General features: G+C 63.4%; 19 protein-coding genes. 12 read left to right on the top strand and 7 right to left on the bottom strand.

Annotated elements, in window-relative coordinates; all coding sequences use genetic code 11:
• Positions 1-52 precede the first annotated feature (52 nt).
• Together G486_RS0114425 and G486_RS0114420 are read left to right on the top strand one after the other, a co-directional pair.
• On the top strand, positions 53-1,039 hold the full coding sequence (locus G486_RS0114425) for a tripartite tricarboxylate transporter substrate binding protein BugE (protein WP_027016185.1): 987 nt from the start codon (positions 53-55) through the stop codon (positions 1,037-1,039).
• Positions 1,040-1,194: 155 nt separating this feature from the next.
• Positions 1,195-2,085 (top strand): N-formylglutamate amidohydrolase, encoded by an 891-nt coding sequence (locus G486_RS0114420; RefSeq protein ID WP_156920037.1) that lies wholly within the window; start codon positions 1,195-1,197, stop codon positions 2,083-2,085.
• A gap of 57 nt (positions 2,086-2,142) precedes the next feature.
• Here the strand turns inward: G486_RS0114420 and G486_RS0114415 are convergent, their stop codons facing one another.
• The gene (locus G486_RS0114415; RefSeq protein ID WP_027016183.1) at positions 2,143-2,394 is read right to left on the bottom strand and encodes a YfhL family 4Fe-4S dicluster ferredoxin; all 252 of its coding nucleotides are present in this window, start codon (positions 2,392-2,394) and stop codon (positions 2,143-2,145) included.
• Between the two features lie 264 nt (positions 2,395-2,658).
• Here G486_RS0114415 and G486_RS0114410 point away from each other — a divergent pair, with 264 nt between their 5' ends.
• The 9 genes from G486_RS0114410 to G486_RS22380 all read left to right on the top strand — a co-directional run bounded on the left by G486_RS0114410 (position 2,659) and on the right by G486_RS22380 (position 14,238).
• On the top strand, positions 2,659-3,621 hold the full coding sequence (locus G486_RS0114410; RefSeq protein WP_027016182.1) for an ABC transporter permease: 963 nt from the start codon (positions 2,659-2,661) through the stop codon (positions 3,619-3,621).
• The gene (locus G486_RS0114405) at positions 3,618-4,484 is read left to right on the top strand and encodes an ABC transporter permease (protein WP_027016181.1); all 867 of its coding nucleotides are present in this window, start codon (positions 3,618-3,620) and stop codon (positions 4,482-4,484) included. Before G486_RS0114410 ends, G486_RS0114405 begins: the two co-directional genes overlap by 4 nt.
• Positions 4,485-4,494: 10 nt before the next feature.
• The gene (locus G486_RS0114400; RefSeq protein ID WP_027016180.1) at positions 4,495-5,538 is read left to right on the top strand and encodes an ABC transporter ATP-binding protein; all 1,044 of its coding nucleotides are present in this window, start codon (positions 4,495-4,497) and stop codon (positions 5,536-5,538) included.
• Complete coding sequence (locus G486_RS0114395; protein ID WP_027016179.1) at positions 5,535-6,377, top strand: ATP-binding cassette domain-containing protein; 843 nt, start codon at positions 5,535-5,537, stop codon at positions 6,375-6,377. Before G486_RS0114400 ends, G486_RS0114395 begins: the two co-directional genes overlap by 4 nt.
• A gap of 99 nt (positions 6,378-6,476) precedes the next feature.
• Positions 6,477-7,961: an ABC transporter substrate-binding protein gene (locus tag G486_RS0114390; RefSeq protein ID WP_027016178.1), complete on the top strand. Its 1,485-nt coding sequence runs from the start codon at positions 6,477-6,479 to the stop codon at positions 7,959-7,961.
• Positions 7,962-8,326: 365 nt separating this feature from the next.
• Positions 8,327-9,754: an amidase gene (locus tag G486_RS0114385; RefSeq protein ID WP_034387799.1), complete on the top strand. Its 1,428-nt coding sequence runs from the start codon at positions 8,327-8,329 to the stop codon at positions 9,752-9,754.
• A gap of 97 nt (positions 9,755-9,851) precedes the next feature.
• On the top strand, positions 9,852-10,487 hold the full coding sequence (locus G486_RS0114380) for a hypothetical protein (protein ID WP_027016176.1): 636 nt from the start codon (positions 9,852-9,854) through the stop codon (positions 10,485-10,487).
• A gap of 366 nt (positions 10,488-10,853) precedes the next feature.
• Positions 10,854-13,355 carry an alpha/beta fold hydrolase gene (locus G486_RS23625; RefSeq protein ID WP_084455295.1) on the top strand — a complete coding sequence of 834 codons (2,502 nt, stop codon included), beginning with the start codon at positions 10,854-10,856 and terminating at the stop codon, positions 13,353-13,355.
• Positions 13,339-14,238, top strand: a complete 900-nt coding sequence (locus tag G486_RS22380) for an SDR family NAD(P)-dependent oxidoreductase (RefSeq protein WP_084455294.1) — start codon at positions 13,339-13,341, stop codon at positions 14,236-14,238. The genes G486_RS23625 and G486_RS22380 overlap by 17 nt, the downstream gene beginning before the upstream one ends.
• Here the strand turns inward: G486_RS22380 and ugpQ are convergent.
• The 6 genes from ugpQ to G486_RS0114335 form a co-directional block, all read right to left on the bottom strand.
• Positions 14,219-14,995, bottom strand: coding sequence for a glycerophosphodiester phosphodiesterase (gene ugpQ / locus G486_RS0114365; RefSeq protein ID WP_027016175.1), 777 nt, complete (start codon positions 14,993-14,995; stop codon positions 14,219-14,221). The two genes, G486_RS22380 and ugpQ, sit on opposite strands and share 20 nt — an antisense overlap.
• 140 nt (positions 14,996-15,135) lie before the next feature.
• Complete coding sequence (gene ugpC, locus G486_RS0114360) at positions 15,136-16,146, bottom strand: sn-glycerol-3-phosphate ABC transporter ATP-binding protein UgpC (protein ID WP_027016174.1); 1,011 nt, start codon at positions 16,144-16,146, stop codon at positions 15,136-15,138.
• 39 nt (positions 16,147-16,185) lie between these two features.
• Entirely contained in the window at positions 16,186-17,037 is an 852-nt protein-coding gene (ugpE, locus tag G486_RS0114355) for a sn-glycerol-3-phosphate ABC transporter permease UgpE (RefSeq protein WP_027016173.1), read from the bottom strand.
• A 182-nt stretch (positions 17,038-17,219) separates the two neighbouring features.
• Positions 17,220-18,101, bottom strand: coding sequence for a sn-glycerol-3-phosphate ABC transporter permease UgpA (ugpA, locus tag G486_RS0114350; RefSeq protein ID WP_027016172.1), 882 nt, complete (start codon positions 18,099-18,101; stop codon positions 17,220-17,222).
• Positions 18,102-18,234: 133 nt separating this feature from the next.
• Entirely contained in the window at positions 18,235-19,548 is a 1,314-nt protein-coding gene (gene ugpB / locus G486_RS0114345; RefSeq protein WP_027016171.1) for a sn-glycerol-3-phosphate ABC transporter substrate-binding protein UgpB, read from the bottom strand.
• 1,160 nt (positions 19,549-20,708) lie between these two features.
• Positions 20,709-21,494: a peptidase associated/transthyretin-like domain-containing protein gene (locus G486_RS0114335; RefSeq protein ID WP_027016169.1), complete on the bottom strand. Its 786-nt coding sequence runs from the start codon at positions 21,492-21,494 to the stop codon at positions 20,709-20,711.
• Between the two features lie 205 nt (positions 21,495-21,699).
• On the opposite strand from G486_RS0114335, the gene G486_RS0114330 reads away from it, so the two are divergent.
• Complete coding sequence (locus G486_RS0114330) at positions 21,700-25,614, top strand: DUF3683 domain-containing protein (RefSeq protein WP_027016168.1); 3,915 nt, start codon at positions 21,700-21,702, stop codon at positions 25,612-25,614.
• Positions 25,615-25,702 lie beyond the last annotated feature (88 nt).

The raw sequence follows: 25,702 nt of genomic DNA, 5'->3' as shown, positions 1-25,702 counted from the left end.
AGCGTGAGCTGACCAGAATCGGCGCCAGATTCACCATGAGAGGAAGAACACCATGACCCACCGCCGCACCCTGTTGTCCAGCCTGGCTGCCTGTGCCGTCGGCTCTCTGCTGGCCCCTGCAGCCTGGGCCCAGGCGGGCGACTACCCCAGCCGGCCCATACGCCTGGTCGTGCCTTTTGGCGCAGGCGGCTCCACCGACATGGTGGCGCGCCTGCTGGCCGAGAAGATGACCGGCATCCTGGGCAAGTCCGTGGTCGTGGACAACAAGGGCGGGGCTGGCGGATCGATTGGTGCGGCCGAAATCGCCAAGGCCGCGCCCGACGGCTACACCATCGGCATGGCCACGGTGTCCACCCATGGCTCCAACCCCGCGATCTTCCGCAAGCTGCCCTACGACGCCATCAAGGACTTTGCCCCCATCACCAATGTGATGAGCGTACCCAGCGTGTTCGTCGTCAACTCCAGCGTGCCCGCGAAGAACATGCAGGAATTCATTGCCCTGGCCAAGGCCCACCCCGGCAAGTACAGCTTTGCCTCGCCGGGCACGGGCTCGCTGGGCCACGCGAACATCGAGAATTTCATGAACCTGGCCGGCATCGATCTGCTGCACATCCCATACAAGGGCGCGGGCCAGGCGATCACCGATGCGCTGGGCGGGCAGGTGAATGCGATGACGGACAACCTGCCTTCGACCCTGCCGCATATCAGGGATGGCAAGCTGCGCCCCCTGGCCGTGCTGGCCTTCAAGCGCGCCGAGGTGCTGCCCGATGTGCCCACCTATACCGAGCTGGGCTTTGCCCAGATGGGCGACGGCGGCTGGTTCGGCCTGGTGGCGCCCGCCGGCACGCCGCGTCCCATCATCGACAAGCTCAATGCTGCGGCCCACAAGGCCATGGCCATGCCCGACTATCTGGAAAAGCAAAAGTCCATTGCCGGTGAGTCCATGGGCAATACGCCCGAAGAGTTTGCGAAGCAGATCAAGGCTGCGATCGAGCGCTACACGGCCGTGGCCAGGCGCGCGAATATCAAGCTGGATTGAAATGGATGCCCCTTGAGTGGCGCCGCCGCTTTTCCTGGAAGGAGGGCGACACCCTGGGTGCGAGGCGGCCCTGCCTCGGTGTCTGCGGGCTAGGTCGCGCCAGCTTCATGTTCTGCGGGTGCAACGCAGCTGCCAGGGGATAACGAATGCCTTTGATGAATCATGCTGATTTTCTGCGGCCAAGGCCTGATGAGCCGGTGTTGGTCCATGCAGCCAGCGGCCCGGTCCTGCCCATAGTCTGCGACTCGCCGCACAGCGGCACGGCCTATCCTGCGGACTTTGGCCACTGTCTGCCCATGGAGCTGTTGCGCCGTGGCGAGGACACGCATGTGGCGGCACTGTGGGACCAGTGGCCCGCGCACGGCGCCACGCTGATCGAGGCCACGTTTCCGCGCACCTACATCGATCCGAACCGTGCCGAGACCGACCTGGACCCGGAGCAGATCGACGGGGCTTGGCCCGGGCCGCTGTCTCCCGGCATCAAGACACGCCAAGGTCTGGGCCTGATCTGGCAACGCATCAGCAGGAACGGCGTGGCCACGCCCTTGTATGAGCGCAGGCGCAGCGTGGCGCAGATCGAGCATCGCATTGCCGGCTACTGGCGCCCTTATCACGCGGCCCTGGCCCAGGCGATTGATGCCAGTGTGCAGCGCTTTGGCCGTGTCTGGCATCTGAATCTGCATTCCATGCCCAATGATGTCTACCAGCGCCTGGGCCGTACCGATGCGCCGCCACTGGCCGACTTCGTGCTCGGTGACCGTGACGGCACGAGCTGCGCGCCCGAGTTCATCCGCCTCATAGGCGACACGCTGGCAGGCTTTGGCTATAGCGTGGCCTATAACGAGCCCTACAAGGGCGTGGAGCTCATAGGTCGCATAGGCCGGCCGCAGCAGGGGCGGCATTCGCTGCAGATAGAGATACGCCGCCCGGTCTACATGGATGAGGACACGCGCGAGCCGAATGCAGGTTTCGAGCCGCTGCGCGCGCATCTGCGCGAACTCATGGCCGTGGTCGCGGCCCATGTGCGCCAGTCCATCGCCAACTGAGCTGCTTCAGCCGCCGCGTCGCAGACCTGCCGGGCCGTTGCGATGAGGCAGGATGGTTCAGGAGACGCTGGTCAGCCGCAGATATTTCTGCATCAGGCTCTCCCGGCTCTCCACATGGTCGGGATTCACGGGTATGCAGGCCACGGGGCAGATCTGCACGCACTGGGGCTCGTCGAAATGGCCTACGCACTCCGTGCACTTGTGAGGAGCAATCTCGTAGAACTCCGGGCCCATGGAGATGGCGTCGTTGGGGCACTCGGGCTCGCAGACATCGCAGTTGATGCACTCGTCGGTGATCATCAATGCCATGACGCAGCCTCCCCTGGCTGGCGGTCCAGGTCTTCAAGCGGCGCCCAGGCCTGAGACAAGGGTAAACGGATCATGCGCACATTATCCCGTCCCGTCATAGTCCTGACCCGTGCACGGGCAAGTGCAAGTTCTGTGCAAACACGGATTTGCCGCTATGCTGCGCGCATTGCCGTTTTGCTGCGGCGCCGCATCCAATAGTTTCCACTTCCACGCCCCACTCCTTGTTCGCTCGCCCCGGTGCACAGCCCGGCAGCGGCCACAGCCATGAGCCTGTTTCTGTTCAAACGTCTGCTGATCCTGGCAGCCACCCTGCTCGGGGCTTCGCTGGTGGTGTTTGGCGTGCTGGAGATCCTGCCAGGCAATGCAGCCCAGATGATCATGGGGCCCGAAGCGCCGCCCGAGGCCGTGGCGGCCCTGGCCGAGCAGCTGGGCCTGAACCGGCCCGCATGGCAGCGCTACTTCGAGTGGATAAGAGGGCTTTTGCAGGGCAACATGGGCCAAAGCCATGCCTATGGTGCGCCCGTGGCCGAGCTCGTGCTCGAGCGCCTGGCCGTGACCGTGCCCCTGGCCGTGCTGGCCATGCTGATCACCACGGTGCTGGCACTGGCGGCCGGCGTATTCGCTGCCTCGCAGCACAGGCGCTGGGGCGATACCGGCATCATGGGTCTGAGCCAGCTGGGCATGGCGATTCCCAATTTCTGGTTCGCCATCCTTTTGATCCTGTTGTTTTCCGTCAAGCTCCAATGGTTTTCCGCCGGCGGCTTTCCGGGCTGGAGCGCCGATGAGGGCGGGGGCCTGGGGCCGGGCCTCAAGGCCTTGCTGCTGCCCGCCCTGTCGCTGGCCGTGGTCCAGGCCGCCATCCTGGCGCGCATGACGCGTTCGGCCGTGCTCGAAGCCCTGCGCGAGGACTTTGTGCGCACTGCGCGTGCCAAGGGCCTGTCGCGCCGCGCCGCGCTCTGGCGCCATGTGCTGCGCAATGCCATGATTCCCGTGCTCACTCTCATGAGCATGCAGTTCGCGAGCCTGCTGGCCGGCACCATCGTCGTGGAAAGCGTCTTCTATCTGCCGGGCCTTGGCCGGCTGATCTTTCAGTCCATAGCCAACCGCGACCTCATCGTGGTGCGCAACTGCGTGCTGCTGCTGTCGGCCATGGTGGTTGCCGTGAACTTCATCGTGGATCTGCTCTACGCCCTCATCGATCCACGCATCACGGCCAGTGATTTATGAGTCTTTCCAACACCCCGACGCCTGCCTTGCCGCAACCCTGGCGCAGGGCCTTGAGTCATCGCAGCTTTCTTTTGGGCGCCGTGCTCTGCAGTCTGCTGCTGGCAGCGGCCCTGCTGTCCTTGTTCTGGACACCGGGCTCGGCCTATGACATCGACATGGCGGCCAAGCTCGCCGCGCCCGGTGCGCAGCACTGGCTGGGCACGGATGCCTATGGGCGCGACCTGGCCTCGCAACTGCTCATCGGTGCGCGCAGCTCCATCCTGGTCGGCCTGATCGCCGTGGGCATAGGCCTGGTGTTCGGCGTCGGCCTGGGCCTGCTTGCAGCGGCAGCGCGCGGCTGGGTGGAAGAGATCATCATGCGGTTGACCGATTTCAGCTTTGCGTTCCCGGCCCTGCTGTCGGCCATCATGCTCACGGCCGTCTACGGGCCGGGGATGGTGAATGCGATCATTGCCATCGGCATTGCGAACATTCCGGAGTTCGTGCGCATGACGCGTGCCTCGGGCAAGAGCATCTGGGCGCGCGAATATGTGCAGGCGGCACGCGCCTGCGGCCACGGCCCGGCGAGCATTACGCTGCGCCATGTGCTGCCCAACATCCTGCCGGTGCTCATGGTGCTGGCCAGCACGCTGTTTGCCCAGGCCATTCTGGCCGAGGCCGCGCTGTCCTATCTGGGGCTGGGCACGCAGCCGCCCCAGCCATCCTGGGGGCGCATGCTCAGCGAAGCCCAGACCCTGATGTTCCAGGCGCCGCTGCTGGCGGTCTGGCCGGGGCTGGCGATTGCCCTGACCGTGCTCGGACTCAACCTGCTGGGCGACGGTCTGCGCGATCTTCTGGACCCGCAGCTTGCGCGTCAGCGCTGAGGAGGCCCGCATGCCCTTGCTTGAAGTCTCCCACCTGAGCCTCAGCCTGCAGACCCCGCGCGGGCGGGCGCTGGCCGTGCGCGATCTGAACTTTACGCTGGAGCGCGGCTCCACCCTGGGCCTGATTGGCGAGTCGGGCTGCGGAAAATCGCTCACGGCCCTGGCACTCATGGGCTTGTTGCCCGGCCATGCCCAGGTCCAGGGCAGCATCAGATTCGAGGGACAGGAGCTCACAGGTCTTGCCGAGCCCGCGTTGTGCAAGCTGCGCGGCAACCGGCTGGCCATGATCTTCCAGGAGCCCATGACGGCGCTCAATCCTGTGCACAGTATTGGTCGCCAGGTGGCCGAGCCCTTGCGCTGGCACCAGAAGCTTGGCGCGCGCGAGGCCCGCGAGCGCGCAGTGCAGATGCTGGAGCGCGTAGGCATTGCCCGCGCGGGACAGCGCTTCGACGATTACCCCCACCAGTTCTCTGGCGGCCAGCGCCAGCGCATCACGATTGCCATGGCGCTGGCCTGTGGTCCCGATCTGCTGATTGCGGACGAGCCCACGACGGCGCTGGACGTGAGCGTGCAGCAGCAGATCCTGAATCTGCTGCAGGAGCTGGTGGCCGAGCACTCCATGGCCTTGCTGTTGATTTCCCATGATCTGGGCGTCATAGGCCAGAGTGCCGAGCACCTGCTGGTCATGTATGGCGGCAGCGTGGTGGAAAGCGGCATGAGCCAGGCCTTGTTTGCATACCAGGCCCATCCCTATACCCGGGGCCTGTTCGCAGCCCAGCCCAGGCTGGCCTTGCCGCTGGCACCCCAGGGTCGGCGCGGGCATTTGCCCACGATTGCGGGCAGCGTGCCCGAACTCGTGGATTTGCCGGCCGGCTGCCGCTTCGCGGGCCGCTGCGCATTCACCGAGCCGTCGTGCCACAGCCTGCGCCCCGAGCCCCTGACACTGGAATGGGCCCCGCAGTCCGCCCCGGCCTCGCTGGGGCCCTGGATCCAGCCCCATGTCCTGCATTGCCTGCGGCCCGAGGCCGTGCAAAGCATGGAGGTGCGCCCATGAGCGCTTCGCCCGAGGCCCACATGGCGGCGGAGGAGACTTTGCTGCTGCGCGTCAGCGACTTGTGCCATGACTACCAGCTGCCGCGCCGCTCCCTGTGGCGCGCGCCGCCCAGGGTGGAGGCTTTGCGCGGCGTGAGTTTCGAGCTCGGTAGCGGCCGCAGCCTGGGCGTGGTGGGCGAGTCGGGCTCGGGCAAGTCCACGCTGGCGCGTCTGGTGATGGCGCTGGACAGGCCCAGCCGTGGCCGTGTCCAGTTGCTGGGCCGGGATTTGCACCAGCTCGATGCTGCAGCGCTGCGTGCCGCACGCCGCGATTTCCAGATGGTGTTTCAGGACCCCTATGGGTCGCTGGACCCGCGTCTTACGGTGGAGCGCCTGGTGAGCGAGCCGCTCACGGCCCAGGCCGGCCATGGACCAAGAGAGCAGCGCCGCATCCTGGCCGGTCAGGCGCTTGAACAGGTGGGCCTGCGCCTGCAGGACCTGGACAAGTACGCGCATGAGTTCTCGGGCGGCCAGCGCCAGCGCATAGCGATTGCGCGCGCCCTGATCACGCGGCCCAGGCTGATCGTGGCCGATGAGCCCGTGAGCGCCCTCGATGTCTCGGTCCAGGCCCAGGTGCTCAACCTGCTGCAGGATTTGCAGCAGCAGCTGTGCCTGTCCTATCTGTTCATCAGCCATGATCTGGCCGTGGTCCAGCATGTCTGCGACGAGGCCATCGTGCTGCAGCAAGGCCGCATCGTGGAGAGCGGTCCCTGCAGCAGGCTGTTCCATGCGCCGCAACACCCCTATACCCGGTCCCTGGTCCAGGCCGTGCCCCGGCAAGGCCTGGCCGGCTTGGTGTAAAAACGGGTCATTGCTTTGTTACCGGCCTGCGCCCTGCAGCAGGCCGCTCATGGGCAAGGCCCTGGCGCCTGCGCTGCCCAAACCCATTCGGAGACCTTCATGCTCAATCGCCGCAATGTGCTGGCTGGCAGTGCTGCCAGCCTTTCGCTCTGGACTGCCTTTCCCGCGCTCGCACAGACCAGGAAAGACAGCCTCACCCTGGCCATGACGCTAGAGCCCCCTGGGCTGGATCCCACGGCGGGCGCGGCTTCGTCGATCGGCGAAATCGTGCTCTACAACTTGTTCGAGACGCTGACCAAGATCAATGCCGATGGCAGCGTCTCGCCCCTGCTGGCCGAGAGCTGGGATGTCTCGTCCGACCTCAAGAGCTATACCTTCAGGCTGCGCAAGGGCGTGAGCTTTCACAACGGTGAGCCCTTCAACGCGCAAAGCGTGAAGTTCTCGCTCGAGCGCGCCGGCGATGCCAAGAGCACGAACAAGGACAAGGCCAGCTTTGCAGCCCTGAGCACCAAGGTGGTGGACGAACACACGGTGATCGTGAGCAACCAGGATGCGGATCCCGACATGCTCTTTTCCCTGGGCCAGGCCACAGCCATCATGGTCGAGCCCAAGAGTGCTGCCGGCAACAACACACGCCCCGTGGGCACCGGCCCCTACAAGCTCGCGGCCTGGAGCCGAGGCTCTTCGGTCACGCTGGCTGCCTGGCCCGGCTACCGCGCCAGCATGCGCATACGCCGGGCCGTGTTCCGCTTCATTCCCGATCCTGCGGCCCAGGTTGCGGCGCTGCTGGCCGGCGACGTCGATGTGTTTGCGCGCGTCACGCCACGCAGCGTGGCCCAGCTCAAGAACAATCCGCGTTTTCAGGTCGTGGTCAGCGGCTCGCGCGCCAAGACCATCCTGGCCATGAACAATGCGCGCAAGCCCCTGAACGATGTGCGCGTGCGCCGCGCCATTGCTGCCGCCATAGACCGCAAGGCGTTGATCGAAGGCGCGGCCGACGGCTATGGCCAGCCCATAGGCAGCTACTACGCGCCCACGGCCTTCGGCTATGTGGACACCACGGGCATCAACCCCTACGACCTGGACAAGGCCAAGGCCTTGATGGCCGAGGCGGGCGTGAATACGCCGCTTGCGCTGACCATGACGCTTCCGCCCACGCCCTATGCGCGCCAGGGGGGCGAAGTCATCGCCGCCATGCTGGCCAAGATAGGCATACGCGTGCAGTTGCAAAACGTGGAATGGGCGCAGTGGCTGTCGGGCACCTATACCAACAGAAACTACGACCTGACCATGATCTCCCATGTGGAGCCTCTGGACCTGGGCAACTTCTCCAAGCCCGGTTACTACTGGGGCTACCAGTCGGCCCAGTTCGATGCCCTGTACGACAGGATCAAGCACAGCGCACGCCCTGCCGACCGCTCGCGCCTGCTGGGCGAGGCCCAGCGCATGCTGGCCCAGGAGTCGGTGCACGCCTTTCTCTTCGCGCCCCAGTGGGTGACCGTGGCGCACAAGAGCCTGCGCGGCCTGTGGAAGGACATGCCGATCTTCGTCAACGATCTCTCGGCTCTGCACTGGGCAGCGTAAACCCCAGGCCGATCTGCAGCCAAGGCGACAAACGCAGGTGCTTGCGGGGCGCACACTGAGCGCCTCAACCCGCTCTTAGAACGTGTTTACGATCTCCTCGGTGCCGCGCCAGTGTCTGTGCGGGATGGGATGCAAGGCGCGATACCGCAGCAATAGCCGTGCTATTGCGAGGATTCGCAACGCTGTAGACCGCCCGCAAAGGCACTGGCCCCAAGGGTTGGAGCAAAATCGGGCGATTTCTTCGCGCTGGCCCTTGCTTGCACCCCGGTGCAAGCTGCGGCCCATCGACTCGAACTCATCCCGATTGCGCTCCAACGCGGCAGCGTAGAGATCGTAAACACGTTCTTAGAGACTCCAGGAGTGTCATGATCCAAGCCTCGTCCACAGCCTCTTGTCGCACGGCCCTGTACCAGCTTTCTGCCCAGGAGCTGCTGGCCGCCTATTCGTCGCAAAGCCTCTCGCCCGTGGAGGTCATGCAGGCGCTGCTGGTCCATGTACAGGCCTGCGAGCCCCGGCTGGGCGCTCTGAGCCTGCTGCTGCCCGAGGCTGCCCTGGAGCAGGCCCGCGCCAGCGAGGCGCGCTGGCTCAAGGGCCAGCCCATGGGTGCGCTGGACGGCGTGCCCGTGAGCATCAAGGACAACATCGCCACCCAGGGCCAGCCTACGCCCGTGGGTACGGCTGCTGCGCCGCTTACGCCCGCAGACCGGGACGCACCGCCGGCTGCGCGCTTGCGCGAGGCCGGCGCCATCTGCTTTGCCAAGACCACCATGCCCGACTACGGCATGCTGTCCTCGGGCCTTTCCTCTCTTTACGGCAACACCTACAACCCCTGGGATCTGAGCAAGACCCCGGGCGGCTCCAGCGCCGGAGCGGGCGCGGCCGCCGCCGCAGGCTATGGCCCCTTGCATGTGGGCACGGACATCGGCGGCTCCATACGCCTGCCCGCGAGCTGGTGCGGCATCTTCGGCTTCAAGCCCAGCCTGGGCCGCGTGCCCATAGATCCACCCTACACAGGCCGCTGCGCCGGCCCCATGACGCGCAACGTGGCCGATGCCGCACTCATGATGCAGACCCTGGCCCTGTCCGATGCGCGCGACAGCATGAGCCTGCCGGCGCAAGCCATTGACTGGCAGGGGGGAGGCATGGCGCCCGGCACACTGCGCGGCCTGCGCATAGGCCTGCTGCTGGATGCGGGCTGCGGCCTGGCCACCGCCCCTGAGGTGCGCGCTGCCGTGGAGCAGGCGGCACAGGCCCTGGAGGGAGAGGGCGCGGAGGTCGAGTCCATCCAGCCCTGGCTCACGGCCGAGATGCTTCGCGGGCTCGACCATTTCTGGCGCATGCGCAGCCATGTGGAGCTGCAGAATCTGGATGCCGGGCAGCGCGCCAGGGTCTTGCCTTTCATCCGCGCCTGGGCCGAAAGCGCCGCCGCATTCACGGGCCGCGATGTCTTCATGGCCAGCCAGCAATCCCATCTGGTGCGCGTCGCCACCGTCCATGCGACGGAGCCCTATGACTATGTGATCTCGCCCGTGGCTCCGATCACGGCCTTTGCCGCCGAGCTGCCCTGCCCGACCAACGACCCGCTGCGGGCGCTGGAGCACATTGCCTTTACCGTGCCCTACAACATGTCGGAGCAGCCTGCGGCCTCTCTGCCCTGGAGCCAGTCTGCGGGCCTGCCCGTAGGCCTGCAGGTGGCGGGCCGGCGTTTTGATGATCTGGGCGTGCTGAGGATTTGCCGGGCGCTGGAGTTGCTGCGGCCAGAGCAGAGCGCATGGCCTGTTCCAGGGGGTTAGTGCTGCGCGGCAGATGGCGTTCGGCCAGCGGTGGTTGCCCGTCATGGCCGGTTTTCCTGCATGCCGGAATCGGGGCCGTCGCCAAGGAAAACCATTGATGAATTGCGCTGCAGAACTTGATGCATATTTTGAACGGCTTGCTGCACGATGCCCTGGCCGTGATCTGAATCTGCTCGCCAGGGACCAGGCCCGGGATGCGACTGAGCAACTCAGCTGGCATCCAACGATCGAGGCGCTGGGCGGCCTTGTTCTGGACGACCCGGGGACCAGTGACCACCATGTCCTCGCGAGGAAATCGCCGCTGGCTGGACAGGTGCTCTACCTGAGCCACGATGGCGACACGCGGATCGTCTTCGAGTCTCTTGCGCAGCTTCTCGATGCTGCACAGAGGGCCACGCAACAGGAATGCCCTCTGAGTGATCTGCACCCGGCGCTCTCGCCTCCGTGCCGGGACCAGCCTGGGCTGTCCGGCTTCATGCAGGCGCTGTGCGAGGACGAGCAGGGCGAGGAGATGGCGCTTGAGTTGATCCCCAGCCTGGATCTTCAGGACCTTGAGCTGCTGCAGCGCCTGGTCGGCGGGGGCAATTTTTTCCTGGCCGAGGCCGTGGCGGTCGAGATCGGCAAGCGCCCGAGGCCGGATTTGTTGCTCATCGCAGAGCAGTGCCGCGCCCATGACCACCCACAGGTGGCGAAGGCCGGGAGCGCCGCCGTGGCGGCGATCCGCCGGGCTTGAGATCGTCAACAGCTTCCGAGCCGCCGCAGCTGGCGCTCAAAAGCACCGGCAGCGGATGGTGGTGGAGCCGTGCAGAAAACATGGTTTTGAGTGTTTTTGGGCTGTAGCCCTTATCCATCAAGCGCTTGCAGCTATCAAAAGAGTAACAAGGCATTGCTTTTCCAAAGGCCTGGGCTTGCCGGCTCCGCCCTGCCCGGATGAGCAGACATGCAAAAGACACTGCGACGCTTGAATCCAGCATAGTCTTTGCATCCATGCAAGATGCCGCAAATTGCACCCCAAAGCATGTGCTTTGCGTCTTGTCGCCTGTGCGTGCTGCACAGATCATGGGCATTGCCCTCTTGTCTGTCCTGGAGATGATGGAACATGAATCATGGCGATGATGTGGATGTGTTGATCGTGGGCGCAGGGCTGTCCGGGATCGGGCTGGCCTGCTACCTCCAAAAGCTGCAGCCGGCCAAGAGCTTTGCCTTGCTCGAGGCGCGCAGCGCCACGGGCGGAACCTGGGACCTGTTTCGCTATCCGGGCATTCGCTCGGACTCGGACCTGCATACCTTTGGCTACGAGTTCAAGCCCTGGCAGCACAAGAAGGCCATTGCGGACGGTCAGGCCATACTCGACTACCTGCGCGAGACCGTGGCCGAGCATGACCTGACCTCGCACATCCGCCTGAACCACAAGGTGGTGCAAGCGCAGTTCGACTCCCGTGAGGGGCTGTGGCAGGTGACGGTGCTGCGCACCGACACGCAGCAGCGCCTGGAGATGCGCTGCCGCTGGCTGTTCTGCGCGGCCGGCTACTACCGCTACGAGCAAGGCCATACGCCCGAATTCGAGGGAATCGGCGACTTTGGCGGCCAGGTGATCCATCCGCAGCACTGGCCGCAGGAGCTGGACTATGCGGGGCGCAACATCGTCGTCATCGGCAGCGGGGCCACGGCCGTGACCCTGGTGCCGGCCCTGGCGCAACAGGCCGGGCATGTGACCATGCTGCAGCGAACGCCGACCTATGTGATGGCCATTCCCTCGGAGGATCGCATTGCCAACTGGCTCAAGCGCTGGCTGCCCGCACGCACGGCGCATGCGCTCACGCGCAGCAAGAATCTCGCGATCTCCAGAATGATCTGGAATTACTGCCGCAAGCACCCGGACAAGGCCAGGGCCAGGATTCGCAAGTTCAACCTCAAGGCCCTGCCTCCGGGCTATCCCGTGGACGAGCACTTCAACCCGCCCTACCAGCCCTGGGACCAGCGCCTGTGCGCCGTGCCGGATGGCGATCTGTTCGAGGCCATAGCCAGCGGCAAGGCCTCGGTCGTCACCGATCACATAGAGCGCATCACGCCCGGCGGCGTGCGCCTGCGCTCGGGCCGGTTCCTGGAGGCCGACATCATCGTCACGGCCACGGGGCTGGATTTGCAGCAGTGCGGGGGCATGCAGTTGCTGGTGGACGGCCGTCCTGTGGACCTGTCCCAAAGCGTGGCCTTCAAGGGCATGATGCTCAGCGGCCTGCCCAATTTCTGCACGATAGTCGGCTATACCAATGCCTCCTGGACCTTGAAGGTCGGCCTGTTGTGCGAGCATTTTTGCCGCCTGCTCGCACATATGGATGAGCAAGGCCACCAGGTCTGCATGCCCGTTCTGAAGAACCCGGAAATGCCAACCCGCCCGTTGCTGGACTTCGGCGCCGGCTATGTGCAGCGCGCGCTTTCCTCGATGCCGCGCCAGGGGCTTGAGTGGCCCTGGCTGATGTCCATGGACTACCGCGAGGACGTGAAGGTGCTGCGCCGTGGCCCCGTGGAGGACGAATGCCTGCAGTTCTCCAGCGCAGTCGCATCCACCAGCGGCCACGGTGGCTGCGCTCCATCCTGGGCAGTCGACAGCACGGAGCAAGAGGCTGGCGAAGATTGCTTTTGCGAGCTGGCCTCGGGGGTGCGGCTGTGCTATCGGGTCACGGGCCCGCCCGACGGAGCACCCCTGATTCTCATTGCCGGGCTGGGCATGCAACTGACCTCATGGCCGCCGAGCCTGATCGCGGGCCTGGCCGAGCGCGGCTATCGTGTGATCACGCTGGACAACCGTGACATAGGGCGCTCATCGCGCGCTGCCCATCCTCCTGCGGGCCGCATGACGCTGATGCTGCGCCGCCCCCGTACCCAGGCCTATACGCTCGAAGACATGGCGGGCGACGTGCTCGGCTTGATGCAGCATCTGCAGGTCGAAGCCGCCCACGTGGCCGGCATGTCCATGGGCGGCATGATTGCCCAGGCCATGGCCAGCATGGCCGGGCCGCAGGTGCTGTCGCTGATCTCGATCTTCTCCACCACGGGCGCATCCTCCGTGGGCCAGCCGGCTGTCTCTACCCTGCGCCTGCTGTTCCGAAAGCCTCCACAGAACAGGGCCGAGGCCGCAGAGCGCCTGGTTGCGCTGTTCAGGCACATAGGCCCGAAGTCATTCGACCTGCATGAAGCCGAATTGCGCAAGGAAGCCGGCCAGGCCTGGGATCGTGGCGACGGCGCCCAGGCCCATCGGGGCGTGCGGCGGCAGATGGAGGCCATCATGAAGTCCGGCGACCGCACCAGGGCCTTGCATGGAGTGAGGGCGCCCACGCTGGTCATTCATGGCGACACCGATCTGCTCGTGCACCCCAGCGGCGGGCTGGCCACGGCCCGGGCCATTGCCGGCGCCGTGCTGGTGCAACTGCATGACATGGGGCATTTCATTCCTCGGGCCCTGGTGCCTACCCTGGCAGACCTGATCGACGGGCATGCGCAGCGCGCAGGCCATGCAGCCGCATCCGAGCCGGCCGCCAGGGCTCAGGCCCATCCTCTTACCTCTCACCGACAGGAGTGCCGGCATGAAGAGCTTTCGTGAAAAAACCGTGGTGATTACCGGCGCCGGGGCCGGCATGGGCAGGGCTTATGCACTGGAGTTCGCCCGGCTTGGTGCGCATCTGGCGCTCAACGATGCCGACGCGCAGGCCCTGGATGAAACCCTGGGGCTGTTGCAGCAACAGGGCCTGCCTGCAGCGCATGTCTACGCCGAGGCGTTTGATGTCTCCCGGCGCGATGCCGTCTATGGATTTGCCGAGCAGGCCAGGCAGCGCCTGGGGCCGGCCCATGTGCTCATCAACAATGCGGGGGTCTCGGGCAAGGGCATTTTTCTGACCGAGCAGGACGATGCCGAGTTCGAGCGCCTCATGCAGGTCAACTTCTTTGGCGTACTCCATGGCTGCCAGGCCTTCTTGCCGCAGCTGATGGCGCAAGAGAGTGCAGCCCTGGTCAATGTCTCCAGCGTGTTCGGCCTGATCGGCATGCCCGGCAATACCGACTACTGCGCCAGCAAGTTCGCGGTGCGCGGCCTGACCGAAGCCCTGATGGTCGAGCTGCATGACACGCCGGTCCAGGTCCATCTTGTGCATCCGGGCGGGATTCGCACCAATATCGCCAAGCATGTTCCGCTGGGCGAGCTGCTCACGCAAAAATACCTGAAGACCGAGCCGCAGGACATCGTGCGCCACGTGATCCGCTGCCTGCAAAAGGACAAGCCACGCATCGTCTATGGACACAGTGCCTTCAAGACCTGGCTGATTTCCTGGTGCCTGCCGCTCAGGCTGCGCACCCGTGTGCTGTTCAACGAGACCCGGGATCTGGTGGCCTTGAGTCCCAAGGCTGCAGACTGGCCGCAGGCCGGCCAGGGGGAAGTGCATTCGGAGCCTGGGAAGAACGCCCCGCAGTTCAGACCTGGGCGGGGCTGAACAAGTCCACGCGATCGCTGATGATGCCGTCCGTGCCCAGGGCTATGAGGCGTTCGGCAGCCCATGCATCGTTGACGGTATAGCTGAGGCAGCGCAGGCCGGCATCGTGAACCTTGTCCACCAGGGACTGATCCCAGAGCGCATGGTTGAGCACCATGGCCGAGCAGCCTAGCTCCAGCGCAGTGAAGAGCTCGGCATCGCCGGACTCGTCGCCGGGTGAGCCGGCCAGCTTGTCCGCGAGCAGGCCGCGTGGAATATGGGGTGCCGTCTCGCGTGCCGCCTGCAGGGCGACAGGCTTGAACGAGGTCAGCAGTGCCGGCGTCGTGTCGCGGGGCCAGATGCGCTTCAAGAGCTCAGCCACGGCGCGGCCGGTCGGCTCTTCCTGGCCCGGTGTGGGCTTGATCTCGATGTTGAGCAGCAAGTGATTCGCCAGGCACCAGCGCACCAGCGCCTCCAGCGTGGGCAGAGGCTCCCCCGCATAGGCACGTGAATGCCAGCTGCCGGCATCGAGTTGTGCGAGCTCTCCCATGCCGTGTGCGCTGCCCAGGCCCTGGCCGTTGGTGGTGCGCGCGAGCTCGGCGTCATGCAGAAGAAACAGCACACCGTCCCGGCTGAGCTTGGCATCGCACTCGAACATGCGCCAGCCGTGGGCTGCGCCCAGACGGAAAGCGCTCATGGTGTTCTCGGGCGCAAGCCTGCCCGCCCCGCGGTGGGCAATCCAAAGCGGGTAAGGCCAGGGCTTGAGTTTTTCGGTCATCGCCAATCCTTTCCATCAGGTGAGCTTGCTGGGTGAATGCCGGGGTGAGATAGGGCGCCTGAGGCGCTTCGCAAGCCCGCAGCCCAGATCGCATGCCGGAGGGCCCCAAGGCCTGTCAAGCCGGCAAAGCCGTTCAGGGGTTAAATCCTTTTCCCGCTGGATGCATCGAACCAGTGCAGGCGCTGCTCCCCGGAGGGCTGGACGCGGATGCTTTCGCCAGCCCTGGGGAAGGGCGCGCCTTCGTCTATGCGTATGGTCATGGCCTCGCCGTTCAGCGTGCCGTAGACCAGGCGCTCGGCGCCCAGCATTTCCACGGTGTCGACCTGAATTTCCCAGCCGCCTTCGGTCACGACCTGCAGATGTTCGGGGCGTATGCCCAGAATGCGACCCGGCATGCTGCCGGGCGCATTCTTGAGCAGGTTCATCGGCGGAGAGCCTATGAAGCTGGCCACAAAGGTCGAAGCCGGTGTGTGGTAGACCTCCTCTGGCGTGCCGAACTGCTCCATCACACCGCCGTTCATGACGATCATGCGCTGGGCCAGAGTCATGGCTTCGACCTGGTCGTGGGTCACGAACAGGCTGGTGATGCCAAGCTCGGCATGCAGTTTCTGGATCTCGATGCGGGTCTGGCCGCGCAGCTTGGCATCGAGGTTGGACAGCGGCTCGTCGAACAAGAAAACCTTGGGCTGGCGCACGATGGCGCGGCCCATGGCCACGCGCTGGCGCTGGCCGCCGGAGAGCTCGCGCGGCTTGCGCTCAAGCAGGTGGGAGAGCTCGAGAATCTTGGCCGCCTTGTCCACGCGGCGGCGGATCTCCTCGGGTGCTACCTTGGCGATCTTGAGGCCGTAGGCCATGTTCTCGTAGTTGGTCATATGCGGGTAGAGCGCATAGTTCTGGAACACCATGGCGATGTCACGCTGGGCGGGCTCCATGGTGTTGACCACCTTGTCGCCAATCAGCAGCTCGCCGCCCGAGATCTCTTCGAGGCCGGCGACCATGCGCAGCAGCGTGGACTTGCCGCAGCCCGAGGGGCCGACGATGACGATGAACTCGCCATCCTTGATCTCGGCGTTCACGCCATGGATGACCTGGTTGGCCGAAGGTCCGCGCCCGTAGCGCTTGACGATGTTCTTGAGGGTAATGGAAGCCATAGGAAAAATTCGTTCAATCGTTTGTACGGTGGGACGGGCTTACTTCTCGGTATCCACCAGGCCTTTGACAAACCACTTTTGCATCAGAATCACCACCGCCGTGGGCGGCAGCATGGCCAGCAAGGCCGTGGCCATGACGATGTTCCAGTCCACGGCCGCATCGCCGCCGCCGCCCAGCATGGCCTTGATGCCGACGACCACGGGATACATGTCCTCCGAGGTGGTCATGAGCAAGGGCCACAGATACTGGTTCCAGCCATAGATGAACTGGATCACGAACAGCGCAGCCACCGAGGTCTTGGACAGGGGCAGCAGCACATCCTTGAAAAATCGCATGGGGCCGGCGCCGTCAATGCGCGCGGCTTCGACGAGTTCGTCGGGCACGGTCAGAAAGAACTGGCGGAACAGAAAGGTGGCCGTGGCCGAGGCGATCAGGGGCAGGGTCAGGCCTGCGTAGCTGTTGAGCAGGCCCAGCTCGGCCACCACCTTGTAGGTGGGCAGGATGCGCACTTCCACGGGCAGCATGAGCGTGACGAAGATCGCCCAGAAGCACAGCATCTTGAACGGAAAGCGGAAGTAGACGATGGCAAACGCCGACAGCAGCGAGATCGCGATCTTGCCCACGGTAATCACCATGGCCGTCACAAAGCTCACCCACATCATGTTGACCACGGTGCTGTTCGAGCCCAGCTTGCCCGAGCCGAACAGTGCGGCCTGGTAGTTCTCCCAGAGGTGCATGCCGGGCAACAAGGGCATGGGAGCCTGCACGATGTCACTGGACAAATGGGTGGATGCCACAAACGCCAGGTACAGCGGAAAGGCCACGACGAGCACGCCGAGAATCATCACGGCGTGAGACAGGACATTGAGCCAGGGACGGCGATCAACCACGGGGGATCTCCAGGTTCACAAAATTCATAGCAATAAAGGACTGATGCAGGCGCGGCACACGGCCTATGAAACTGGCGCAGCCCAGGTCAGAGACAGTGAGCAAGGGCTGTCCCGAAGCGAGGGCACCATCCCCCTTGCGAAGAGAGAGGGGGAAGGCGCGCAAGCGACTCAGGGAGTGCATTTCAATACTGCACTTTCTTTTCGACATAGCGAAACTGCACCACGGTCAGCGCGATCACGATGAACATCAGAATCACCGACTGCGCGGCCGAGCCGCCCAGGTCCAGGGCCTTGAAGCCGTCCAGATAGACCTTGTAGACCAGAATGGTCGTGGACTGGCCCGGGCCGCCGCGCGTCATCGCATCGACGATGGCAAAGGTGTCGAAGAACGCGTAGACGATGTTGATCACCAGCAGGAAGAAGGTGGTTGGCGACAGCAGAGGCAGTTGTATGTTGAGAAAGCGGCGCCAGGGGCCGGCACCGTCGATGGAGGCAGCCTCGATCAAGGATTTGGGTATCGACTGCAGACCCGCGAGGAAGAACAGAAAGTTGTAGGAGATCTGCTTCCAGACCGAGGCCATGACGATCAGGCCCATAGCCTGGCCCTCGCTCATGAGGTGATTCCAGTTGTAGCCGAGCTTGTTGAGGCCGTAGGCCACCACGCCCAGCGAAGGCGAGAACATGAAGACCCACAATACGCCTGCGATCACCGGGGCCACGGCATAGGGAATGATGAGCAAGGTCTTGTAGACCATGGCAAAGCGAACGATGCGGTCGGCAAAGATGGCCAGGCCCAGGGAGATGGCAATGCCCAGACCAGCAACCAGCACGGAGAACAGGGCCGTGCGGTAGAACGAGTCCAGATAGCCTTCGTCCTGGAAGAGGTTGCGAAAGTTCTCCAACCCCACCCACTCGGTGCTCATGCCAAACGCATCTTCCATCTGGAATGACTGCAAGACGGCCTGGGCGGCGGGCCAGAAAAAGAAGATGGCAATGATGGCGAGCTGGGGGGCTATCAGCACCCAGGGTAGCCAGGCAGAGCGGAAAAGTACGCGTTTTTCCATGGGGTCAGAATAAAAAAACACCGGGACTCATGGTGAGCCGCCGGTCCGGGGAGCCGGGCGGCCGGTTCGGTGGAACCTTCTGCCCGGGAATGGTGCAGCTGTCGGCGTCGTTGCCGCGCCGACGGCTGCGTGCTTATTTCTTGTAGGAGCGTTCGAAACGGGCCAGCAGCTCGTTTCCGCGCTTGACGATGGCATCCAGTGCTTCCTTGGGCTGTTTCTTGCCGGCCCAGACCTGCTCAAGCTCCTCGTCCTCGATGGTGCGGATCTGCACATAGTTGCCCAGGCGTATGCCGCGCGACTTGTCGGTGACCTTGCGGATCATCTGCGTCACGGCGGTATCGGTGCCGGGGTGCTTCTGGTAGAAGCCGGACTTTTCGGTCAGGTCGTAGGCGGCCATGGTCACGGGCAGATAGCCTGTGCGCTGGTGGCTGGCAGCCTGCACCTTGGTTTCGGAGATGAACTCGAAGAACTTGGCCACACCCTTGTATTCCTCGGCCTTCTTGCCGGCCATGACCCACAGCGAAGCACCGCCGATCACGGTGTTCTGGGGCGCGCCCTGGACATCGGGGTAGTAGGGCAGGGTGGACAGACCGTAGGCGAACTTGGCGTTCTTGGCCACGTTGCCGTAAAAGCCCGAGGAGGTCTGGATCATTGCGCACTCGCCGGCCACGAAGGTGGACTCGGGGACGTTGCCACGACCCTTGTAGACGAATTCGCCGTTCTTGGCGGCTTCGGCCAGGTTGCCAATGTGCTTCACATGCAATGGCGAATTGATCTTGAGGCGGGACTTGTAGCCGTTGGCGGAGAGACCGTTTTGTTCGGTGGCGAATTCCACGTTGTGCCAGGTGGAGAAGGACTCCAGCTGGGTCCAGCCCTGCCAGGCCAGGGTCATGGGGCAGCTGTGGCCGCTGGCCTTGAGCTTCTTGGCTGCTTCGAACACCTCGGGCCAGGTGGTGGGCGCCTTGTCGGGGTTCAGCCCGGCCTTTTTGAAGGCGTCCTTGTTGTAGTAGAAGATGGTGGTCGAGCTGTTGAAGGGAAAGCTCAGCATCTGGCCGTTGGGGGCGGTGTAGTAACCGGCCACGGCGGGGATGTAGGCCTTGGGGTCGAAGGCCACGCCGGCGTCACCCATCACCTTGGCCACGGGCACGGTGGCTCCCTTGGAGGCCATCATGGTGGCCGTGCCCACTTCGAACACCTGCAGGATGTGAGGCGCATTGCCCGAGCGGAAGGCGGCAATCGCTGCCGTCATGGACTCGTCGTAGGTGCCCTTGAAAGTGGGCGTGATCTTGTATTCCTTCTGGCTTTCATTGAACTGCTTGGCCAGATCGTTGACCCACTCGTTGTTCACGGCGGTCATGGAGTGCCACCACTGGATTTCAGTCTGTGCCTGGGCACAGATGCCGGTGGCTGCGATGGCGGTGGCCAAGGCCAGCTGCTTGAATTGCATGAAAGCTCCTCTAACGGTCTATGACAAAAATCACGATGCAATCACACTAGGTGCGACTTGTGACATGTCCATGTCATTGTTGGCTTGTGTTTTGATGTCCCCTTGGGCTTGTCCACGAGGCCTTGTGAGGAAAGCGGCTGACCCCCCCCTCCAGGTGACTCAAAACGCCGCTATTTTAATTCAATGTAATTTCTTTTAGGAATTGTCTCGATTCGATTTGACGCGTTTTTGTTTTTTTGGTCTTGGAGGCGCTAGCTAAACGCTGATAAAGATCGAAGGCAGGTGACACAGCAGGCCGAGGAGAGCTATGCGATACAAATGTCGATGCGACGCTTGAAGCGAGTACGCAACTTGCCGAAAGCGACCACTAGGCATGAGTGCGCTCAACGACTCAGCGATAGCGCTTGAGAGATCATTGCGCTCGATCTCCTTGCGTGCGATGCGATTCTTGATGTCTCGGCGCTTGAGGTGGACATCGCGAATAGTCATAGACCTTGTCGCGTGCAGCTTGCCAGGGCGTCGTCGGGGGGGCTGCGCTTGTTTGCCACTACGGGCAGGGCAGCGATCATTTTTCAAATCCCTCCGAGTCATGCCCTTGGGTCCCGGTGACGCAGAACATCACGAGGATGCCTTGGGTGTTCGTGACGAGGTGGCGTTTGCGGTCGAGCTTGCTGCGATCTGTCGGGTTTGGGTCTGTGTGTGAGCCTCTCCCCGGGGTGACAACGTTGGCCCAGCTGCGCTGGATCTGCTGAAGTCAAGCTTGCCTGTCTTGCCTAATTCATTGAGCAGCATGTGCGACTCGTGCCACACGTCTGTAACCTGCCAATCGCGTAGTCGTCAGCACGTCATGCCGGAGCCCAAACCCAGTCCCTGCGGCAGTCCTTTCCAAGGGCTGCCTGTGCGCAGCTTGAACAGGATGCTGTTTAGCGCCATCTCGTCGCTCATCCAAGGGGAACCCGCCCTTGGTTGAGGGCAGGCATGCCGGCAGCGCCAGTTCGATTTTCTGAAGTAGCGCTGTGCTGATTTTCTGCGTCCCGTTACTTCGAATTCGGCCTGCTTACACCTCAGCGCGGCTGCCTAGCGATCACAAATACGTTTTCAAGAGGATGGTGGCGGGTAGGGTAGCCTGCATTTGCTTGTGCAGCTTACTGGTGGCGTGACTATTCGAGTGTGCCAGTCATGGCGATGAACTCGAAATCATCGAAATCCCCGCCTGAATTAGCAAGGGAGTTGACTTGGACACGGATCACATCCTGTGCCTGAAACAAGGCAAGGGAGAAACAGTCACTGGTTCGGGTGTAGGAGCCATCGGCATTGCTTGGCATCAGGGGGGAGACGACATAGCTGCCTGGCTGACCGTTCTTAGACACAGAAATAGTCGATTGGGCATTGCCAGACATGCGTTGCAGGCCTTTAACGTAAAAGCTTAGGCATAGTCGGGAATACTTGCTCTTCTGGACTTCGCTAAACGTGAAACTGTCGAACCAGTAGGTGGCTTGGGCCTGGGATAGTTGGAACTGGGAGTTGACGGTTCCGCCGTAGTTGGAGTCGCCTAGATGGGTAACTTTCAGGCTTGACTGAAAGATGACATCAGATTCCTTAGTCGGCCGTGAAGTTACTTTGTTGTTGAATGACAGCATGGCATTTTTGTAACTGAACAGCACTGGCTTGGGGAGTATTCCGTCTTTGAGAGCCAAGCCAGAAAAATGCTCAGGATAGTTATAGTCTTTGGGCAGTCTCAGTTGGTAGTTGCCATAGGCGTCGGTTGTGGCTGAGTAAGTTCGGTCCAACTCCACCGAGATCCTGGCATCGGCAATGCCTGAACCTGATTCGTCGGAGAAGTTGCCCTTGCTAACCCAGACGGGGCCTTGAATCTCGTCTTCCCCGCCGCAGCCAGCCAAAAGCGCCATTAAAGTCAGGTAAAAGGTTGTCTGAATGCTGTTCATAAAGTGTCCGTCGTGTGGATGGTCAACGGCTGTGCAGAGCGTGTCCGTTGACGCGATTTATTACAGCAGGGCTTAGAGGATGGGAACATCCCGCAAATAGGGGGAACTTAAAAGCCATTGCAGCGCATGAAACGGGACGCTCGCATAAAATTGCGCTCCCACTGGCTAAGGGGCGCCGCGCGAGCGCCCGATACGGGTCCACCCCATGAATGTACCGATTGCGTTGGCTGCCTTGCAGGCGCAGGCAGCCGAACCCGCTCGACTGCGAGAGATTCCTTACAACTACACCTCGTTTTCCGATCGTGAGATCGTGATTCGTCTGCTGGGCAGTTCCATGTGGGAAGTGCTCAATCAATTGCGTCAGGAAAGACGCACAGGTCGCTCGGCCCGCATGCTCTACGAGGTGCTGGGCGATATCTGGGTGGTTCAGCGCAACCCCTATCTGCAGGACGATCTGCTGCACAGCCCCGAGCGACGCAAGGCTTTGGTCGATGCGCTGGAGCACCGCCTGGCCGAGATAGACAAGCGGCGCGAACCCGAGGCCGATGCGGTCCGAGATGCCCTGGTGGGTCAGCTGGTCGAGGCTGCGCGCCACGCGGTGCGGGAGTTCAATGCCACCTTCGTCGAGGCCGAGCAGTTGCGCCGCAGCGTGCAAAAAAAGCTGGGCAAGCATACGGCGCGCGACAACATCAAGTTCGACGGCCTCTCGCGCGTGGCCCATGTGACGGACGCCACCGACTGGCGCGTCGAATATCCGTTCGTGGTGCTCACGCCCGATACCGAGGCCGAGATGGCGGCCCTGGTGCGCGCCAGCATAGAGCTGGGCCTGACCATCATTCCGCGCGGCGGCGGCACGGGCTATACGGGCGGCGCCATTCCGCTGACCTGGAAGAGCGTGGTCATCAACACCGAAAAGCTCGAGGCCATGACCGAGGTCGAGATGCGGCGCATCCCCGGCGTGGGTCACGAGGTGCCGACCATCTTCACCGAGGCCGGCGTGGTCACCCAGCGCGTGGCCGATGCGGCCGAGCGCGCAGGTTTTGTGTTTGCCGTGGACCCGACCAGCGCCGAAGCCTCGTGCATTGGCGGCAACATCGCCATGAACGCGGGTGGCAAGAAGGCCGTGCTGTGGGGCACGGCGCTGGACAATCTCGTGTCCTGGCGCATGGTCACGCCCGATGCGCTGTGGCTGGAAGTCACTCGCGTAGGCCACAACCTGGGCAAGATCCATGATGCCGAGATGGCCAGCTTCGAGCTGCAGTATTTCGAGGCCGACGGCAGGACGCCGGTGCGCAGCGAGCGCCTGGACATTCCGGGCAGGAGCTTCCGCAAGGAGGGCCTTGGCAAGGACGTGACCGACAAGTTCCTCTCGGGCCTGCCCGGCATACAGAAAGAGGGCTGCGACGGCCTGATCACCAGCGCGCGCTGGGTGGTGCACCGCATGCCCGAGCACACGCGCACCGTGTGCATGGAGTTCTTCGGCAACGCCAAGGATGCCGTACCCTCCATCGTGGAGATCAAGGACTTCATGTTCGCCGAGCAAAAGCGTTCGGGCGTGCTGCTTGCCGGCCTCGAGCATCTGGACGACCGCTATCTCAAGGCCGTGGGCTACGCGACCAAGAGCAAGAAGGGCAACGGCCATCTGCCCAAGATGGTGCTGCTGGGCGACATTGCCGGCGACGATGCCGATGCCGTGGCCCGTGTGGCTGCCGAAGTGGTGCGCATCGCCAACTCGCGCAATGGCGAGGGCTTTACGGCCGTGAGCGCCGAGGCGCGCAAGAAGTTCTGGCTGGACCGCAAGCGCACGGCCGCAATCTCGCGCCATACGAATGCCTTCAAGATCAATGAGGACGTGGTGATTCCGCTGCCGCGCATGGCCGAGTACACCGACGGAATCGAGCGCATCAACATCGAATTGAGCCTGCGCAACAAGCTCAAGCTCTGCGACGAGCTGATCAGCTTCTTCAGGTTTGGCGACCTGCCTCTGGGCAAGCAGGGCGACTCGGGCGAGCTTCCCGCAGCCGAGCTGCTCGAGGATCGCGTGCAGCAGGCCCTGGCCTGTGTGGACGAGGTGCGCGCGCTGTGGCAGGGCTGGCTGGCCGATGTGGACGATTTGTTCCCCGAGCTGCAGGATCACAGCCTGCGCGCAAGCTGGAAGCAGCAGCTCAAGGCGCCGCTGGCCCAGATCTTCGTGGGCGCGGCCTTCCAGCCCTTGCTCGCTGCCGTGAATGCCATCCATCAGCGCGTGCTCAAGGGCCGTGTCTGGGTGGCACTGCACATGCATGCGGGTGATGGCAATGTGCACACCAATATCCCCGTCAACAGCGACGACTACGAGATGCTGCAAACCGCCCATGAGGCCGTGGCGCGCATCATGGATCTGGCGCGCAGCCTGGACGGCGTGATCTCGGGTGAGCACGGCATAGGCATCACCAAGCTCGAATTCCTGAGCGACGAGGAGCTCGCGCCGTTCGCAGCCTACAAGCAGAAGGTGGACCCCGAGGGACGCTTCAACAAGGGCAAGCTGATCCGCAATCCGCGCTTGCAGGCCACGGTGGGCCAGACGCACGACGGGCGCTCGCCGCGCGAGTCGCTGATGTTTGCCGACCTGACGAATGCCTACACGCCCAGCTTCGGGCTCATGGGCTATGAGTCGCTGATCATGAAACAGTCCGACATTGGCGATATCGCCAACAGCGTCAAGGACTGCCTGCGCTGTGGCAAGTGCAAGCCCGTATGCGCCACCCATGTGCCGCGTGCAAATCTGCTCTACAGCCCGCGCAACAAGATTCTTGCGACCTCGCTGCTGGTCGAGGCCTTTCTCTACGAGGAGCAGACGCGTCGCGGCGTATCGCTCAAGCACTGGCAGGAATTCGAGGATGTGGCCGACCACTGCACCGTGTGCCACAAGTGCTTGAACCCCTGCCCGGTGAAGATCGACTTCGGCGATGTGAGCATGAACATGCGCAATCTGCTGGGCAAGATGGGCAAGAAGAGCTTCAGGCCCGGCAACAAGCTGGCCATGGCCATGCTCAACGCCACCAATCCCGACACCATCAAGCTCATGCGCACGGCCATGGTGGGCGTGGGCTTCAAGGCCCAGCGCCTGGCGGCCGACATGCTCCAGGGGCTGGGCAAGAAGCAGGCAGCGAACCCGCCGGCTTCGGTGGGGCGGCCTGCCCTCAAGGAGCAGGTGATCCACTTCGTGAACAAGAAACTGCCCGGTGGTCTGCCGACCAAGACGGTGCGCGCGCTGCTGGACATCGAGGACAAGGAGTATGTGCCCATCATTCGCAACCCGGTGGTGACCAGCTCTGAAACCGAGGCCGTGTTCTATTTCCCGGGCTGCGGCTCGGAGCGCCTGTTCAGTCAGGTCGGCCTGGCCACGCAGGCCATGCTGTGGCATGCGGGCGTGCAGACCGTGCTGCCGCCAGGTTATCTGTGCTGCGGCTATCCCCAGCGCGGCAGCGGCCAGTTCGACAAGGCCGACAAGATGATCACGGACAACCGCGTGCTGTTTCACCGGGTGGCGACTACGCTCAACTACCTGGACATCAAGACCGTTGTCGTGTCCTGCGGCACCTGCTATGACCAGCTCCAGGGCTATGAGTTCGGCAAGATCTTCCCGGGCAGCCGCATCATCGACATTCACGAGTACCTGCTGGAAAAGGGCCTCAAGCTCGACTCCAAGAACGCCTACCTCTATCACGACCCTTGCCATACGCCCATGAAGCAGCAGGACCCCATGAAGACCGTGAAGGCCTTGGTGGGCGAGCAGGTGCTCAAGAGCGAGCGCTGCTGCGGCGAGTCGGGCACGCTGGGCGTGACGCGGCCCGATATCTCCACGCAGATCCGCTTTCGCAAGACCGAGGAAATCCGCAAGAGCGAAGTGGTGCTGCGCGAGAGCGGGCAGCTTGCTGCCAGGGACAACCTCAAGATATTGACCAGTTGCCCCAGCTGCCTGCAAGGCCTGTCGCGCTATGGCAATGACTTGAGCAATGGCTTGCTGGAGGCCGACTACATCGTGGTTGAAATGGCCAGGCAGATGCTGGGTGAGAACTGGATGGCCGAGTATGTGCAGCGTGCGAACGCCGGCGGCATTGAACGAGTATTGGTTTGACCCCCTGAGTCGCTTCGCGCCTTCCCCCAAGGGGGATGACAGCGTCGGTGCGGGGCGACTCTTCCTCGGTGTCCTTGAGATGGGGCGC

The organism is Comamonas composti DSM 21721, from assembly GCF_000429845.1.
Classification (GTDB): domain Bacteria; phylum Pseudomonadota; class Gammaproteobacteria; order Burkholderiales; family Burkholderiaceae_C; genus Comamonas; species Comamonas composti.
Note: the sequence above shows the minus strand (reverse complement) of the source record. Positions and strands in the feature narration are given on the sequence as shown.

Coding starts and splice junctions, on each gene's coding strand:
- G486_RS0114410 (WP_027016182.1), top strand. CDS start 2,659: ATGAGCCTGTTTCTGTTCAAACGTCTGCTGATCCTGGCAGCCACCCTG.
- ugpC (WP_027016174.1), bottom strand. CDS start 16,146: ATGGCTTCCATTACCCTCAAGAACATCGTCAAGCGCTACGGGCGCGGA.
- G486_RS22380 (WP_084455294.1), top strand. CDS start 13,339: ATGAAGAGCTTTCGTGAAAAAACCGTGGTGATTACCGGCGCCGGGGCC.
- G486_RS23625 (WP_084455295.1), top strand. CDS start 10,854: ATGAATCATGGCGATGATGTGGATGTGTTGATCGTGGGCGCAGGGCTG.
- G486_RS0114420 (WP_156920037.1), top strand. CDS start 1,195: ATGAATCATGCTGATTTTCTGCGGCCAAGGCCTGATGAGCCGGTGTTG.
- G486_RS0114385 (WP_034387799.1), top strand. CDS start 8,327: ATGATCCAAGCCTCGTCCACAGCCTCTTGTCGCACGGCCCTGTACCAG.
- G486_RS0114415 (WP_027016183.1), bottom strand. CDS start 2,394: ATGGCATTGATGATCACCGACGAGTGCATCAACTGCGATGTCTGCGAG.
- G486_RS0114405 (WP_027016181.1), top strand. CDS start 3,618: ATGAGTCTTTCCAACACCCCGACGCCTGCCTTGCCGCAACCCTGGCGC.
- G486_RS0114335 (WP_027016169.1), bottom strand. CDS start 21,494: ATGAACAGCATTCAGACAACCTTTTACCTGACTTTAATGGCGCTTTTG.
- G486_RS0114425 (WP_027016185.1), top strand. CDS start 53: ATGACCCACCGCCGCACCCTGTTGTCCAGCCTGGCTGCCTGTGCCGTC.
- G486_RS0114400 (WP_027016180.1), top strand. CDS start 4,495: ATGCCCTTGCTTGAAGTCTCCCACCTGAGCCTCAGCCTGCAGACCCCG.
- ugpA (WP_027016172.1), bottom strand. CDS start 18,101: ATGGAAAAACGCGTACTTTTCCGCTCTGCCTGGCTACCCTGGGTGCTG.
- ugpB (WP_027016171.1), bottom strand. CDS start 19,548: ATGCAATTCAAGCAGCTGGCCTTGGCCACCGCCATCGCAGCCACCGGC.
- G486_RS0114330 (WP_027016168.1), top strand. CDS start 21,700: ATGAATGTACCGATTGCGTTGGCTGCCTTGCAGGCGCAGGCAGCCGAA.
- G486_RS0114395 (WP_027016179.1), top strand. CDS start 5,535: ATGAGCGCTTCGCCCGAGGCCCACATGGCGGCGGAGGAGACTTTGCTG.
- G486_RS0114390 (WP_027016178.1), top strand. CDS start 6,477: ATGCTCAATCGCCGCAATGTGCTGGCTGGCAGTGCTGCCAGCCTTTCG.
- G486_RS0114380 (WP_027016176.1), top strand. CDS start 9,852: ATGAATTGCGCTGCAGAACTTGATGCATATTTTGAACGGCTTGCTGCA.
- ugpQ (WP_027016175.1), bottom strand. CDS start 14,995: ATGACCGAAAAACTCAAGCCCTGGCCTTACCCGCTTTGGATTGCCCAC.